The sequence below is a fragment of the Streptosporangium sp. NPDC002524 genome, assembly GCF_040295985.1.
In the GTDB taxonomy this organism is placed as follows: domain Bacteria; phylum Actinomycetota; class Actinomycetes; order Streptosporangiales; family Streptosporangiaceae; genus Streptosporangium.
In genome coordinates this window covers 208,756-223,970 of record NZ_JBEOWK010000006.1, presented here as the reverse complement: position 1 = coordinate 223,970, position 15,215 = coordinate 208,756, and the positions used below count along the sequence as shown (strand labels likewise).

General features: G+C 72.4%; 14 protein-coding genes. All 14 read right to left on the bottom strand.

Annotation, left to right across the window (positions count from 1 at the left end):
• Nucleotides 1-63: 63 nt before the first annotated feature.
• The 14 genes from ABT053_RS12530 to ABT053_RS12465 all read right to left on the bottom strand — a co-directional run bounded on the left by ABT053_RS12530 (nucleotide 64) and on the right by ABT053_RS12465 (nucleotide 15,100).
• The gene (locus ABT053_RS12530; protein ID WP_350969052.1) at nucleotides 64-1,761 is read right to left on the bottom strand and encodes a lipopolysaccharide biosynthesis protein; all 1,698 of its coding nucleotides are present in this window, start codon (nucleotides 1,759-1,761) and stop codon (nucleotides 64-66) included.
• Nucleotides 1,758-2,894, bottom strand: coding sequence for a hypothetical protein (locus tag ABT053_RS12525; RefSeq protein WP_350969051.1), 1,137 nt, complete (start codon nucleotides 2,892-2,894; stop codon nucleotides 1,758-1,760). The genes ABT053_RS12530 and ABT053_RS12525 overlap by 4 nt, the downstream gene beginning before the upstream one ends.
• A complete protein-coding gene (locus ABT053_RS12520) occupies nucleotides 2,891-4,153 on the bottom strand; it encodes a DUF4910 domain-containing protein (protein ID WP_350969050.1) in 1,263 nt (420 codons plus the stop codon). Before ABT053_RS12520 ends, ABT053_RS12525 begins: the two co-directional genes overlap by 4 nt.
• Before the next feature lie 22 nt (nucleotides 4,154-4,175).
• The gene (locus ABT053_RS12515; protein ID WP_350969048.1) at nucleotides 4,176-5,216 is read right to left on the bottom strand and encodes an NAD-dependent epimerase/dehydratase family protein; all 1,041 of its coding nucleotides are present in this window, start codon (nucleotides 5,214-5,216) and stop codon (nucleotides 4,176-4,178) included.
• Nucleotides 5,217-5,221: 5 nt separating this feature from the next.
• On the bottom strand, nucleotides 5,222-5,872 hold the full coding sequence (locus ABT053_RS12510) for a PIG-L deacetylase family protein (RefSeq protein ID WP_350969047.1): 651 nt from the start codon (nucleotides 5,870-5,872) through the stop codon (nucleotides 5,222-5,224).
• On the bottom strand, nucleotides 5,869-6,909 hold the full coding sequence (locus ABT053_RS12505; RefSeq protein ID WP_350969046.1) for a sugar phosphate nucleotidyltransferase: 1,041 nt from the start codon (nucleotides 6,907-6,909) through the stop codon (nucleotides 5,869-5,871). The genes ABT053_RS12510 and ABT053_RS12505 overlap by 4 nt, the downstream gene beginning before the upstream one ends.
• Nucleotides 6,906-8,147 (bottom strand): methyltransferase domain-containing protein, encoded by a 1,242-nt coding sequence (locus ABT053_RS12500; RefSeq protein ID WP_350969045.1) that lies wholly within the window; start codon nucleotides 8,145-8,147, stop codon nucleotides 6,906-6,908. The genes ABT053_RS12505 and ABT053_RS12500 overlap by 4 nt, the downstream gene beginning before the upstream one ends.
• A 93-nt stretch (nucleotides 8,148-8,240) precedes the next feature.
• Nucleotides 8,241-9,098: a dTDP-4-dehydrorhamnose reductase gene (rfbD, locus tag ABT053_RS12495; protein ID WP_350969044.1), complete on the bottom strand. Its 858-nt coding sequence runs from the start codon at nucleotides 9,096-9,098 to the stop codon at nucleotides 8,241-8,243.
• Nucleotides 9,095-10,276, bottom strand: a complete 1,182-nt coding sequence (gene rfbB / locus ABT053_RS12490; RefSeq protein ID WP_502991742.1) for a dTDP-glucose 4,6-dehydratase — start codon at nucleotides 10,274-10,276, stop codon at nucleotides 9,095-9,097. Before rfbB ends, rfbD begins: the two co-directional genes overlap by 4 nt.
• Nucleotides 10,273-11,340 carry a glucose-1-phosphate thymidylyltransferase gene (locus ABT053_RS12485; RefSeq protein WP_350969043.1) on the bottom strand — a complete coding sequence of 356 codons (1,068 nt, stop codon included), beginning with the start codon at nucleotides 11,338-11,340 and terminating at the stop codon, nucleotides 10,273-10,275. The genes rfbB and ABT053_RS12485 overlap by 4 nt, the downstream gene beginning before the upstream one ends.
• Nucleotides 11,340-12,794 (bottom strand): sugar transferase, encoded by a 1,455-nt coding sequence (locus tag ABT053_RS12480; RefSeq protein WP_350969042.1) that lies wholly within the window; start codon nucleotides 12,792-12,794, stop codon nucleotides 11,340-11,342. The genes ABT053_RS12485 and ABT053_RS12480 overlap by 1 nt, the downstream gene beginning before the upstream one ends.
• A 244-nt stretch (nucleotides 12,795-13,038) precedes the next feature.
• Nucleotides 13,039-13,389 (bottom strand): hypothetical protein, encoded by a 351-nt coding sequence (locus ABT053_RS12475; protein WP_350969041.1) that lies wholly within the window; start codon nucleotides 13,387-13,389, stop codon nucleotides 13,039-13,041.
• 59 nt (nucleotides 13,390-13,448) lie between these two features.
• Nucleotides 13,449-14,072, bottom strand: a complete 624-nt coding sequence (locus ABT053_RS12470) for a GntR family transcriptional regulator (RefSeq protein ID WP_350969040.1) — start codon at nucleotides 14,070-14,072, stop codon at nucleotides 13,449-13,451.
• Nucleotides 14,069-15,100 carry a DMT family transporter gene (locus tag ABT053_RS12465; protein WP_350969039.1) on the bottom strand — a complete coding sequence of 344 codons (1,032 nt, stop codon included), beginning with the start codon at nucleotides 15,098-15,100 and terminating at the stop codon, nucleotides 14,069-14,071. The genes ABT053_RS12470 and ABT053_RS12465 overlap by 4 nt, the downstream gene beginning before the upstream one ends.
• Nucleotides 15,101-15,215 lie beyond the last annotated feature (115 nt).

Sequence of the window (15,215 nt, the reverse complement as noted above, 5' to 3'; positions counted from 1 at the left end):
CGTGAATCTCGTGTGCCTTGCGGATCTCGTGGATCTCGTGGATCTCGTGTGCCTTGCGGAAGGTCAGCGGGCGCGGGCGGGGACCGCCCGCGCGCCGAACTGTTTGAGCCGCGCCGCTGGTACGGCGATCAGGAGGTACGCGAGCAGCCCCCCGCCCCCGGCCACGCAGAGCTGGACGAGCGCGGAGCCCGCGGTCACCCCGCTCACCGGACCGCTCACCGGACCGCCCACCAGGCCGCTCGTCAGGTCGGCGAGCGTCACCGTAACGGCCGCCGCGACCGCGGCGCCCAGCAGCGGGCGTACGAGGGCGGGCAGGACGGGCGCCAGGCGCACCCCCGCGCGGCTCAGCGCCCAGGCCGCCATCGGCAGGGCGACCAGGACACCGGCGAGCGCGTGCCCGATCGCCGCGCCGCGGATGCCGTACCAGTGCGTGCCCGCCCACAGAGCGGGCACCAGCGCCACGGCCCAGCCGAGGTTCATCCACACGGTGGCCCTGGTGGCGCCCGCCGAGGTGAGGATGTCGAAGGCGAGGGAGGTGAGCATCCGGACGACCATCAGGACCGCGAGCAGCGACAGGACCCCGGCGGCCGGGGCCCACTTCTCGCCGTAGAGGAACGCCACGATCGCCGGGGCCAGCGTGGCCGTCACCACCGCGACCGGCAGGACGAACGCGACCAGCAACGGCACCGAGCGCTGCACCCCCAGCGACAGCGACTCCGGCCGCTGCTCGGCGAGCCGCGAGAAGCTGGGCACGGTGACGTACCGCAGGGCGGTGCCGATCACGCTGGGCACCCAGCTGGAGACGTTGAACGCCAGCAGGTAGAACCCGAGGGCGACGGGGCCGAGCACGGCGCCGACGATGACGTAGTCGGCGTTCATCAGCACCGCCTCGATGCCGAGCCCCAGGGCGAGCGGCGCCCCGAACCGCAGGAGCCTGACCGCCACCTCCCGGTCGAAGCCGAGGCGGAACGGCAGCCCGGCCCAGGCGAGCACCAGCGCGCCGGTGACCGTGTTGGCCGCCACCTGGCCGACGGCGAAGCTGTAGGCACCGGCGCCGTTCGCGGCGAGGGTGACGGCCACCCCGGCGTTGACCAGCGAGCCCGCGATGTTGGCCTTGGTCAGCCTGTCGTGCCCGAACCCGCGCATCAGCGAGCCCGCCCGCACGGCGGTGATCCCGTCGATGAGGATGATCGCGGTGAGCAGCCGGACCACCGGGGTGGCCTCCGCGCTTCCGGCCAGCTCCGCGAAGTACGGGGCCACCACCCAGAAGATCCCGTACATCCCGGTGCTGAACGCCACGGCCATCACCGTCGCCGTCGGCGCCATCTCCTCGACCCTGCCCCGCCACTGCACGGTGGCGGCGATGATGCCGACGTCGTTGACGTGCATGACGAAGGTGGTCGCGGCGAGCGCGATGGCGTAGAGGCCGAAGTCCTCCGGTACGAGCAGCCGGGCGAGCACCAGTCCCATGACGAAGGTGGTGGCCTTCGTCCCCAGGTTGCCGAGGAGACTCCAGCGCAGCCCGCGACCGGCTTTCCTGCCGATCGTCCCGACCTGCTCACCGGCCGTGCCGGCACCACCGGCCCCGCCGTCGGGGCCGGCCTCACCGGCCGAACCGGCCGACCCGGCCTCACCGACCGACCCGACCGACCCGGCCGAACCGACCGCGCCGACCGAACCGGCCGCGCCAACCGAATCAGCCGCGCGAGCCGAGTCAGCCGAGCCGGTTCCGTCGTCCGTCTCGTGGGACGGCCCGCTCAACGGGGCTCCTCGACGCGTTCGAGCCAGATCTCCCGCCAGAACGGCACGAACTCGCGCGGGCAGCTGACGTTGTACGCGCCCGCGCAGACGACGCCCTCCAGGATGATGCACGGGTTCTTCATCCGCAGCATCCGGCCGGTCTTCTCGTCCAGGCACCTCTCGACGCGGGCGCTCACCCGGGCGACGTGGCCGCAGTAGCGCGACATCTCCTCCTCGAACCCCATGCCGCGGTTGAGCAGGCCGTCGTTGAGCGTCTTGAGGATCTCCTCCTTCGACTTGACTCTGACGAGCTCTCCGGGTTGCAGGTCCAGGGTCTGCGTCGGGGTGGTCGGCCCGGCCTCGCCCCTGACGAACCCCCAGCGCATCCCGCCCCTGATCCACAGCCACCTGGGCAGGACGCGCTTGCTGGCCTGCTGGAAGCGGTTGAACAGCCCGACGAGGAACGAGCGCAGCATCCAGGTCACGCCCACGTTCCCGGTGCGCACGTCGGCGACGTACTGCCCGACGTCCTTGAACGGCAGGCAGGTGGGCGCGGCGCGCAGCAGCTCGGTCGCCTGGCAGGAGAAGCGCTCCTCCCCGTCGGGGCCGGGCTCCTTCCTGGTGGCGGCCTGCAGGATCGGCAGCAGCGGCCTGCCCGCCGCGAGACCGTTCCCCGTGGCGGAACCGTTCCCCGTGGCGAGACCGTTCCCCGAGGTAGAACCGTTCCCCGAGGTGGGACCGTTCCTCGTGATGGGAGTGACGGAGGAGTCCGGGTCCACCCGCTTGAGCCAGGACTCCTTCCAGTAGAACTGGCAGGCCGTCTGGCAGCCGCCGTGCGCCTGCCCGTCGCAGCGGGCCCCGGTCAGGTGGACGGCGCGCTCCATCCGCCGCATGCCGCTGCTGCTGATCGTGTCGCAGAGCTTGTGCGCCACCTTGTGCACCGTGAGCCGCCGCCCGCAGAAGGCGAGCATCTCCGGCATGAAGGGCAGCTCGTCCAGCTCCCCCTTCCCGTCCAGCGTGGCCAGGATCTCGGCCTCGCCGAGCACCTCCACCGTCTCGCCGACCCGGAGGTCGAGCGCCCCCGCCCTGGAGCCCGCCTTGGAGCCCGCCCTGGAGCCCGCCCGGGAGCCCGTCACGACCTGGAACCGCGTCACAGCGAACACTCCTTGAGAAGTCCCGAGCCGCGAAGGGCCCGTGCCGCCTCCGCCACGGCACCGAAGGGAAGATCGGACCGTTCCGCGATGTCCAGGAGGCTGTGCCTCCCGTCGGAGAGGTTCAGCACCCACAACATCGCCATCTGGGCCTCCTTGGTGTCGCTGCGCCCGCCCAGCGACCCGTACAGGCCGCGCCTGCCCAGCTGCGGTTCCCCGTGCGGGCTGAGGTTGAGGTAGGCGCGGTTGTCCTCCAGCACCCGGGTGACCTCCCAGCAGGTCTCCAGGGTGTCGGCCATCGCCTCGGGGGAGACGAGGTCCGGGTCGTCGGCGGAGGTGTGGTACTCCGGGTAGCCCGCGTACGGGGTCCTGGTGAGCGAGCCGACGGGCAGGTCGAAGCCGGGCGAGCAGAACTGCCGCTCGTCGTAGCCGTACGGGGAGAAGTCCACGACCGTGTGGGGGCGCCCCGAGCTGCGCAGGACGTGCCGCACGGCCCTGTCGATCTCGGCGTCGCCCCGCCTGCTGCGCTTGTACGTCAGCGGGCCCCGGTCCCCCGCGCAGGCCAGCACCAGGCCGTGCCTGATCCGCCCGGCGCGCTCCCGGTTGCGCGCCAGCCAGGTGATCGCGCCGATGGTGCCCGGCGCGAACAGGAAGCGGTAGGTGTACCACGGGTCGGCCCCGGCCAGCCGCCGGGCGAGCCGGACCGCCACCGCGACGCCCGCCAGGTTGTCGTTCGCCAGCGAGGGGTGGCACACGTGGCAGGAGACGAGCACCTCCTCGGCGACCCTGCCGGGCACCACGTGCTCGCCGTAGGTCAGGTGCCCGTCGGCGAGCGTGGAGTCGATCATGACCTCGTACGGCCCGTCGGGGAGCCCCTCCAGGGTGTCGTGGGCCAGGCAGAAGCCCCACGTCTCCGCGTAGTAGCTCGTGCGGTACGGGACCAGGCCGGGCTGCTCCGGGAGCGTGTGCAGGTGCCCGCGCAGCTCGTCCAGGGTCATGGTCGCCGACACCGGGACGCTGTAGCCGACCACGTGCAGGTTCGAGGCGCCGAAGTCGACGACCCTGTTCCCCGAGGCGTCCTTGACGTAGGCGTCGCGGATGTTCCACTCCCTGGGCACCGTCCAGTCGAGGACCTGGGTGCCCGTCGGCACCTCGCGGACCTGCAGGCGGAGGGACTCCCCGATGATCTCCAGGGTGCGGCGCACGCCGTCGCCGGTGATGCTCCTGCAGAGCGGGTAGAGCCGTTCCACCAGAGCGTGCATCTCGCGTCCCTCGTCATCGGCGTCACCCGTCACCGTTCACCGCCCCGCGTGGCCGCAGCGACCCGTCGACGGTTCCGGCCTCGCGGCGGGCCGACAGCCACGCCAGCCTGGTGAAGTGGCGCCGGAAGCCGTCCTCGGTCAGGCCGAACCGCCCGTAGGCCTCGGCCAGCTCGACCGCGCCCGCCTTCACCGTCCACATCGTCCGATAGCCGGGGAGCGCGTCCCGGATCCGGGAGAAGTCGACCCGGTAGGAGCGCGGGTCGGCCCCGGTCTCCCCGGTGATCACGACCTTGGAGCCGGGCACCGCCTCGGCGACCTCGGCGGCGATCTCCGCCACCGTCACGTTGTTCTCCTCGGTGCCGACGTTGAACGCCCTGGCGTGGACCGCGTCGCGCGGGGCGGTCAGCGCCAGGGCGAAGGCGTTCGCGATGTCGGCGGCGTGCACCAGCGGGCGCCACGGGGTGCCGTCGGACAGCACCCTGACCTCCCCGGACAGGAGGGCGTGCCCGACGAGGTTGTTCAGCACGATGTCCGCGCGCAGCCTGGGCGAGTACCCGAACGCGGTGGCGTTGCGCAGGAACACCGGGCTGAAGTCGTCGTCGGCCAGCTTGAGCAGGTCGCTCTCCACCCGGACCTTGGAGTCGGCGTACGGGGTGACCGGCCGCAGCGGCGCGTCCTCGTCGACCAGGTCCGAGCCGGAGGCGCCGTAGACCGAGCAGGTGGACGCGTACAGGAACCGGCGCACGCCCGCCTCGCGGGCCAGCCGGGCCAGCCGCACCGCGGCACGGTGGTTGATGTCGTAGGTCAGCTCGGGCGCCAGCGCGCCCAGCGGGTCGTTGGACAGCGCGGCGAGGTGCACCACCGCGTCCACCCCCGCCAGGAGCCCGGGGGTGACGTCCCGCAGGTCGACGGCGTATCCGGGCGGGTCGTCGGGCACGGGGCCCAGCACGCGTCCGGCGAAGAGCCCGGAGTCGAGCCCGGTCACCTCGTGGCCCTCGGCGGCGAGCACCGGGGCCATCACACTCCCCAGGTAGCCCTGGTGCCCGGTCAGCAGCACGCGCATCCGGTTCAGCCTCCAGCCAGGTCGAAGGTCAGCTTGTTGACGTGGAACGCCTCGGCGTAGCGGGCGTGGCACTCGATCCCGCGGATGCGGGCCAGCCCCAGGAACGCCTCGCGGTCGTACCAGGGGCGGTGGCGCTGGGAGGGGTAGTGGCGGTGCAGCAGGCCCACCTTCGCCTCGGCCACCTCGGGCGTGAGCGGCTGGTAGGCCGCGGGCCGCCCGAGGTCGCCGTCCCACTTGGCGATCTCGTAGCCGAGCACCTGGTGGTCGCGGAAGGCCGTGGGCACCAGCCTGGCCAGGCCCCGGTGGTCCTGGTGGGCGTCGGCGGGGTTCGGCGCGAACAGCAGGTCGGGGTCGGTGCGCGCCCGCAGCTCCTCCACGGCCTCCTTCGCCTCCTCCCAGCGCGCGGGCAGCCGTCCGTCGGGCAGCTTGAGCACGGTGAGCCGCAGATCCGCGCCGGGACAGAAGGCGGCCAGCGCGGCGCGCTCCTCGTCCTCCCGCTCGGTCCCGCCGCCGGAGAGCACCAGGGCGTCCACCCGGACGCCGGGGCGCGCGGAGCAGAGGGTGAGCAGGCTGCCGCCCGCCCCGATGGCGAGGTCGTCGCAGTGCGCGGCGAGCAGCGCGATCCGGCCCGTCCCGGCCGGCCTGAACCGGATCACGTGACCGTCACCGCCGCGGGCCCCCCGCCGAGCCCCGCCGGTCCTCCCCCGAGCCCCGCCGATCCTCCTCCGAGCCCCGCCGGTCCTCCTCCGAGCACCGTCGCGGGCCCTCCCCCGAGCACCGTCGCCGGTCCTCCGCCGAGCGGCGCCGCGGGTCCTCCGCCGAGCACCACCGGGGGCTCGTACGCGGGCGGCTGTCCCAGCACCGGCGCGGGCTCACGCTCCAGGACCGTCACGGATCCGCGTACGGGCACCGGCGCCCGCCCGTGCTCCCACAGCGCCCAGGGGCGGTCGCCGCGCGAGTAGGCCTCGTCCAGGGCCACCCGCTCCTTGACCGTGTCGGTCGGCCGCCAGTAGCCGCGGTGCGGGTACGCGAGCAGCCTGCCGCGCTTGGCCAGCTCGGCGCAGCCGTCCGCGACCAGGTCGCCGCCCTCCGGGATGTGGTCGAAGATCTCCTGGCGGAGCACGAAGTACCCGCCGTTGACCCAGAGCGGCATCTCGCTGACCGGGGTGATCCCGCCGACCGTGCCGCGCTCCCCCAGCTCGATGCAGTGGAAGGTGTCGGAGGGCGGCACCACCATCATCGACGCGCCCGCGCCCGACCGGGTGAAGCGGTCGACGATCTCCGGCAGCGGCGCGTCGGTGAGCACGTCGGCGTAGTTGGCCAGGAACATCTCCTCGCCGTCCAGGTGGTCGCGGACCCGGCGCAGCCGCTCGCCGATCGGCGACGCGATCCCGGTCTGCACGAACGAGATCGACCACTCGGAGATGTCGGTGGACAGCAGCTCGATCCTGCCCCCGCGCAGCACGAAGTCGTTGGACGTCGTCTCCTGGTAGTTGAGGAAGAAGTCCTTGATGTGGTGCGCGCCGTACCCCAGGCAGAGGACGAACTCCGTGTGCCCGAAGTGCGCGTAGTAGCGCATCACATGCCAGATGAGCGGCCGGGGGCCCACGAGCTGCATGGGCTTGGGCGCGTCGCCGGGGGTGCCGGTGCGCATCCTGGTGCCGTATCCGCCGCAGAAGAGGACGACCTTCACGGGTTCACCTCGACGATCTCCAGGTTGGGGATGGGGAAGACCAGCCGGCCTCCCCAGGCGTGCACGAAGGACAGCTGGCCGACGAGCTCGTCGCGGAGGTTCCACGGCAGGACCAGCACGTAGTCGGGCCGCTCCTCGGCGAGCCGCTCGGGCGGCAGGATCGGCACGCGCGTGCCGGGGGTGAACCTGCCGTGCTTGTACGGGTTGCGGTCGACCGTGAAGGGGAGCAGGTCGGGCCGGATGCCGCAGTGGTTGAGCAGGGTGTTGCCCTTGCCCGGCGCCCCGTAGCCCGCGACGGTCCTGCCCTCGCGGGCCGCGTCGAGCAGGAAGGCCAGCAGGTCGCGCCGCACCCGCGACACCCGCTCGCCGAACTCGGCGTACCCGGACAGCTCGTGCAGCCCGGCGGCCTTCTCGGCCGCGAGCAGCGCGGCCACCCGCTCGCCCGGCTCGCACTCCCTCACGGCCTCCACCGGCCTGGCCCACAGCCGGATCGAGCCGCCGTGCGTGGGCAGCGACTCGACGTCCACGAGGGCGAGCCCGCCGGTGGCGAGGGCGCGCTGGGCGGAGGCGACCGTGTAGTACTGGAAGTGCTCGTGGTAGATCGTGTCGTACTGGTTACGCTCCATCAGGGTCAGCAGGTGCTGGACCTCGATCGAGACCCAGCCGTCGTCGGCCACCAGGGCGCGCAGCCCCCGGGTGAACCCGGCGACGTCCGGGATGTGGGCGTAGACGTTGTTGGCCACCACCAGGTCGGCGGGCCCGTGCTCCGCGCGCACCGAGACGCCGGTCTCCGGGTCGAGGAACGCCGTGAAGGTCGTCACCCCGGCGTCCCTCGCCGCCCGGCCGACGTTCTCCGACGGCTCGATGCCCAGGCACCGGATGCCCCGCTCGACGACGTGCCGCAGCAGGTACCCGTCGTTGCTCGCCACCTCGACCACGAACGACCCGGCCCCCAGCCCGAGCCGGTCTGCCGTCTCGTCCACGAACTCCCGCGCGTGCTCCACCCACGAGGTGGAGTACGAGGAGAAGTAGGCGTACTCGGTGAAGGTCTCCTCCGGCGTGATCATCGGCGGGATCTGCGCCAGCCAGCAGCCGGTGCAGACCCGCAGGTGCAGCGGGTAGGTGACCTCGGGCTCCTCCAGCTGCCGCTCGGTGAGGAACCGCTCGCAGGGCGGGGTCGCCCCGAGGTCGACGACGCTGGCGAGGCTCGTCGAGCCGCACAGCCTGCAGGTTGTCATGTATGCGCTCCCTCGCCGCGTGACGCGGTCCGACGGTTCTCCGACTCGATCGCTCCCGTGCCCGGCTCCCCGCGGGGACCGGCCTCGCCCCCGTCAGCCCGCCGCGAGCACACGGGACTCCCTCAGCGCCTCTCGCCAGTGCCGCATCGGCGGCAGCCCGGCCGCGCGCCAGCCGTCGTGCCCGAGCACGCTGTACGCGGGCCGGGGCGCGGGACGCGGGAAGTCCTTGGAGGAGACCTCGGCCACCCGGGCGGGATCGGCGCCGAGCAGCGTGAAGACCTCCCTGGCCAGGCCGCACCAGCTCGTCCGGCCCGAGTTGGTCGCGTGGTAGACGCCGGGCGGCGCCTCGCTCCCGGCCAGGTCGACGATCCTCGCCGCCAGGTCTCCGGCCCAGGTGGGCTGGCCGAACTGGTCGCCGACGACGTCGGGGTCCACCCCCTGCCTCTCCAGGCGGGCCATCGTGCGGACGAAGTTGTGGCCGGACGCGGCGTACAGCCAGGCGGTGCGCACCACGTAGCCGCCGCGCGGCAGCACCTCCAGCACGGCACGCTCACCGGCGAGCTTGGTCCTGCCGTACGCGTTGACCGGGCAGGGCCGCGCGTCCTCGGGGTAGGGGTCCAGCGCGGTGCCGTCGAAGACGTAGTCGCTGGAGGGCTGGATCATCCGCGCACCCGCCTGCGCGCACGCCTCGGCGAGCGCGCGCACCCCGGTGCCGTTGACCGCGAGCGCCTCGTCCTCCCGCGTCTCCGCGTCGTCGACGGCGTTCCACGCGGCGCAGTTCACCACGACGTCGGGCCTGCGGGCCGCGACCAGGCGGCGCACGGCGGAGGTGTCGCGGAGGTCCAGCTCCCGCCTGCCCAGCGCGAGGACGGACCGCCCCCCGGCGCGCAGGCGGGCCGTCAGCTCGGTCCCGAGCATGCCGGAGGCACCGACGATCATCCAGCGGGTCATCCGGTCTCCCCTCCCCGCCGCCCGCCCACCGCGCCGTCCGAACCCGCCGAGCCGTCCGGACCCGCCGCGTTCACCGCGTTCACCGCACCCGCCGACCTCGCCGGACCCGCCGCGTTCACCGCACCCGCCGACCTCGTCGACCTCGCCGGACCCGGTGGCGGGCCCGCGGCGTTCGGCGAGCCCGGCGGCGGGCTCCCGCCCGGCTCCTCCGCCGTCGCCTCCCACCAGCCGGGGTTGTCCTCGTACCAGCGGACCGTCTCCAGCAGGCCCCGCTCGAACGGCACGGACGGCCGGTAGCCGAGCGCGCGGAGCCGGGAGTCGTCCAGGGAGTAACGGCGGTCGTGCCCCTTTCGGTCGGGGACGCGCTCGACCATGTCCCACCCGGCGCCGCAGGCCTCCAGGAGCCGGGCGGTGAGGTCGAGGTTGCTCAGCTCCGCCGTACCGCCGATGTGGTAGACCTCGCCGCACTCGCCGCGCTCCGCGACGAGGCGGATGCCCGCGCAGTGGTCGTCGACGTGGACCCAGTCGCGGACGTTGCCGCCGTCGCCGTAGAGCGGGACCCTGCGGCCCCGCAGGAGATGGGTGACGAAGCGCGGGATCAGCTTCTCCGGGTGCTGGCGGGGGCCGTAGTTGTTGCCGCAGCGCGTGATGGAGACCGGCAGGCCGTGGGTGACCGCGTACGCCTGGGCGACCATGTCACCGCTCGCCTTGGCGGCGGAGTAGGGCGAGCGCGGGCTGAGCGGCGCGCGCTCGTCCCAGGACCCCATCTCGATCGACCCGTACACCTCGTCGGTCGAGACCTGCACCACCCGCGGGGTGCCCGCGTCCAGGCAAGCCTGCATCAGCGCCTGCGTGCCGAGGACGTTGGTCCGTACGAAGTCGGCGGCCCCGTCGATCGACCGGTCGACGTGGGACTCGGCGGCGAAGTTGACGACGAGGTCGTGCCCGGGGACCAGGGCGGCCAGGAGCTCGCCGTCGCAGACGTCGCCGTGCACGAAGTCGTGGGGCGTCCCCTCCAGGTTGGCCGGGTTCCCGGCGTAGGTGAGCTTGTCGAGGACCGTCACGGTGGCCCCGCCCGCGGCGAGCATGCGGGCGAAGTGGGAACCGATGAATCCGGCACCCCCGGTGACCAGGACCTTCGCTGGGGCAGGAGTCGCCCCCCTGTCGGCTGCTGTCATGAACTTATCTGGACCTTGCTGTGATCGCCCAGTACGAGACGGTGGGCTCGGGGGGTGGCGGGGGCGGGGGTGACCTCGACGTCGTGGCCGATGAGGGACGCCTCGATCCGCGAGACTCCGGCGATCGACGATCTGGGCAGGACGATCGAGTACTCGATCTCGCTGCCGCTGATCGCGCAGCCCGCCGCGATCGAGGTGAAGGGGCCGATGTAGCTGTCGCGGATCCGGGCCCCGGGACCGATGATCGCGGGCCCGACGACGCGGGACCGCTCGATCTCGGCGCCCGGCTCGACGACCACCCGGCCGATCAGCTGGCTGGCGTCGTCGACCAGGCCGTCCACCCGGGGCTCCAGGGACTCCAGCACCAGCCGGTTGACCTCCAGCATGTCGGTGACGTTGCCGGTGTCCTTCCAGTAGCCGGAGATGACGGAGGACTCGACCCTGCGCCCGTCGGCGATCAGCCAGTGGACGGCGTCGGTGATCTCCAGCTCTCCCCGCCACGAGGGCTTGAGCTCGGCCACCGCCTCGTGGATCGCGGCGGTGAACAGGTAGACGCCGACCAGGGCGAGGTCGCTCTTGGGGACGGGCGGCTTCTCCTCCAGCCCGACCACCCGGCCGGTGGCGTCGAGTTCGGCGACCCCGAACTGCCGGGGGTCGCCGACCGTGGTGAGCATGATGTGGGCGGCGGGCCGCTCGCGGGTGAAGCGCTCGACGACGTCGTCGATGCCGCCGACGATGAAGTTGTCGCCGAGATACATGACGAAGTCGTCGTCGCCGAGGTAGTCGCGGGCGACGAGCACCGCGTGGGCCAGGCCCAGCGGCGCCCGCTGGCGGATGTAGGTGACCTCCAGGCCGAACGCGCGCCCGTCGCCGACGGCCGCCTCGATCTCGGCGTGCGTGTCGCCCACGACGATCCCGATCTCGCGGACGCCCGCGGCGGCGATGGCCTCCAGGCCGTAGAACAGGACGGGCTTGTTGGCGACGGGGACGAGTTGCTTGGCGGAGGTGTGGGTGATCGGCCGCAGCCGGGTGCCCGACCCCCCGGCGAGCACGAGCGCTTTCACTAGTAGGCCCCTTCTCCGCCGGTCACGGCGCTCCAGGTCTTCCAGAGGATCTGCAGGTCCAGGAAGAGCGACCAGTTCTCGACGTACCGGAGGTCGAGGCGGACCGACTCCTCCCAGGTCAGGTCCGAGCGCCCGCTGACCTGCCACAGGCCGGTCATCCCGGGTCTCACGACCAGGCGGCGGCGCACGTCCGCGCCGTACTGCCTGACCTCGTCGGGGAGGGGCGGGCGCGGGCCGACGAGGGACATCTCGCCGCGCAGCACGTTGAGCAGCTGGGGCAGCTCGTCGATGGAGTATCGGCGCAGGAAGGCGCCCACGCGGGTGATCCTTGGATCGTTCCTAATCTTGAAGAGGACGCCGTCGAACTCGTTCTCCCGCTCCAGGTCGATCTTGAGCTGCTCCGCGTCGACCACCATGGTGCGAAATTTCACGACATGGAACTCCATGCCCCCCTTACCTACCCTGACCTGGTGGAAGAGGGCGGGTCCCGGGCTCGTCGCGCGGATCAGCGCGGCGATCACGAGCATCGGCGCGCCCAGCGCCAGGAGGGCGAGGCCCGCGCCCGTCCGGTCGAACAGGCTCTTCGCCAGCCGCCGGGCGCCGCGGAAGTCGGGGTGCTCGACGTGCAGGAGCGGCATTCCGGCGACCGGGCTGATGCTGATGCGCGGGCCGGCCACGTCCATGAGGGCGGGGGCCACGAACAGGTCGGTGCGGGCGTCTTCCAGGCCCCAGGCGAGCCTGCGCAGCGCCGCGCCGTCCAGTTCCGGGCAGGCCAGGACGGCGACGGCGTCGGCGTTGACCTCGGCCACCACCGTGGGGACGTCGGAGAAGTTGCCGAGGACCGGAACCCCGTCGACCTCCACCAGGTCGGGCCCCGCGGGCAGGCACGCGGCGACGACGGTCATGCCGTGGTGCGGCTGCCTGCGCAGCTGCATCACCAGGTCGAGCACCGACTCCCGGTGGCCGACGGCGACCATGTGGCGCATGTAGTCGCCGCGCGAGCGCCTGCGGTGCAGCCGCTTGCGCATCCGGTAGCGGAAGAAGAGGGTGAGGGCGAAAGCGAGCGGGAACATCGCCATGACAAAGCTGCGGGCGATCGGAGTTTGCGTGATGTACGCACCGATCGCGACCGCCGCCGTCAGACCGGCGGCGCCATTGAAAACCGCTCGGAATTCGTCCGTTCCCTCGCCGTGAGTACGCTTGCGATAGGCGCCTCCGGACGCCAGGGCGAGCGGCCAGATCAGGGCGAGACTCAGCCCGAGCAGGGCCTCCGTCTCGGGGATAAAGGCACCGAACCAGAGCCGGACCCCCAGAACGGTCTCGCAGGCGACCACGGAACACGCGACGTCTCCGGCAAGCAGAATACGGACATAAGAGCGCGTCCAAATGCTTGGAGCAGTGCGTGCAGGACCTTTGAGAAGCCCGACGACGAGCTCCTCAGTTTCCACTCTCATACCACCCCGTCCCACCCAAGATGCCCGGACGCGACAGGATAAAGCACCGCGCATCTCATTCAATGGTTGACAGCATTTCCTTATGCATCAGGAGCGTGGATACCCATGGAAATCCTAGTGATCACCATTGAGTAGGGGAATACCGCTAACTGTCCACTATTGGCCGAACTGGGCAGAGATGGCATCTTGACGGAACGGTCCAAACGTGTAAGTTTGGCCGTCGCATTTGCGCGATAATGGGAAATTAGTCGTATTCAAAATCCGGCAGTGCCGAAGGCGGTTCCGGGCTGCGCCATACGACGACGTAATCGTCGCGCGCTGACTCCACCGCCGCACCGAGCCGGTCGAGATCGAAATCCGGGAGATACCGGAGACGGGCGAGGAAGGTCGCGTCGGTCGCCGAATTGGGCACCACGCACCCCTCTCCCTGCCGATCAAGAAGGATGTACAGGATGTCCGAGTCCGTGTCGCCCACTACCCGCACCTCGACGACGTCCTCCCACGCGAGGGCGTCGACGCTGCCGTCCGCGTAGTGACGGGTCACGCCTTCTTCGGTGACATACACGTAGGAGTCCGGCACTGAGTTGCCGTGCATGGGCGCGATTGTGACGACTGCAGGGCTCCGCGTGCAATAGAGCCATGCAAGTCGAGTCCCTAATGATCGCCCCAGCCGTGGTCGAGGTGCGCGGCGACCGCCTCCCTCGCGGCCTCCCCGGGCCCCCGGCCGATCGCGTCGAGCAGGTCCCGGTGCTCGGCGACCAGCACGTGCCGGTCGGAGTAGACCGCGCGCAACCTGACCAGGCCGAGCCTGGTCTCGGCGGCGAGCATGCCGTAGAGCCGCTCCAGGCGGGGGCTGCCCACCGCGACGACCAGCGCCTGGTGCAGGGCCATGTGCTCGGCCACCGCCTCCGACCAGGGGGCGTCGGCGGGCAGCGCGGCCATCCGCGCCAGCGCCGCGTCGGCCTCCCCGACCCGCCGCCCCGCCAGCGAGGTGGCCATCAGCTCCTCCAGCGGGCGCCGGACGAACATCAGGTCGTCCAGGTCGGCCGCGGTCACCTCGGCCACCTGGGCGCTGCGGTGCCGCTCGCGCCTGAGCAGCCCCTCGTGCACGAGCACGGCGAGCGCCTCGCGGACGGTCGGGCGGGCCACCCCGTACAGGGCAGAGAGCTCCTGCTCCGGCAGCGTGGTGCCCGGCGGGATCTCGCCGGACAGCACCCTCCGGCGCAGGGCGTCGGCGAGCGCGCCGACGGCGGAGACGGGATGGAGCGGGAGGGTCACGCCGACGACCCTATTGCCCCCCGGTCCCGGCTTCCCGGACTTCCCGGGTGGGCGCGCCCGGGCAGGGAGACCGCGACGAGGCTGGCGCCGAGCAGGACGAGCCCGGCGACCGAGACGGGCGCGAGCCGCTCGCCGAGCACGACGACGCCGAGCAGGGCCGCCACCGCGGGCTCGGCCAGGGCGAGGGTGGCCGCGGTCGCGACCGGGGTCGTGCGCAGCCCCCTGCCGTACAGGAAGTAGGCGAGCGCGGTGGTGGCGCAGCCCAGGTAGAGGGCGGTGAGCAGGCCGCGCGGCTCGGCCAGCCAGCCGGTGCCCGTCCACAGCAGGACGGGCGCCATGACGACGGCGGCACCGCCGAACATCAGCCCCATCACCGCGTCGGAGGGCGCCCCCGCGCCGATCGCCCGCGCCGCGGTGACCGCGTAGAACGCGTACAGCAGGCCGCCGAGCAGCGCGAGCAGGACACCGTCGGCCCGCACCTCGCCTCCCCCGCCGGTGAGCACGGCGCAGCCGGCGATCGCCACCGCGGTCGCCCCCGCCCAGCGGCGGCCGGGCCACGCGCGGTCGAGCAGCCGGGACAGCAACCCGGTGAAGACGGGACCGCTGCCGATGGCGACCACCGTGCCGACAGCCACCCCGGTCTTGCCGACCGCGGCGAAGTAGCACAGCTGGTACGCGGCCACGGCCACCGCCGCCGCCACGAGCGGGCCCGGACGCGCCCCGGGACCGCGTCTCCGGCCCCCGCCCTCCCCGCCGCCGGGGGAGCCCGCCTGACCGGGAGCGCCGGCCTCGCCGGGAGAGCCCGCCTCACCGGAAGTGCCCGCCTGATCGGGAGCGCCCGCCTCGCCGGAAGAGCCCGTGGGAGAGAGCAGGAGCCGCGCCGCGGGTGCGGTGACGGCCGCGAGGACGAGGCCGCCGATCACCAGGCGGGCGGAGGCCAGGGAGACGGGATCGACCCCGGTGACGAGCAGGCCCGCGGTCCCCGCGGTCCCCCAGAGCACGGCGGCTCCGATCACGGCGATTTTCATGAGCCGATTGTAGGCAGATTGTATGACAACTAGACAATCCAATAAACGGCGATCCAGCGGCCGACAGCGACGACGACACGCCCGGCACCCCGTTTTCGCGGCTCCGCGGGCGGGT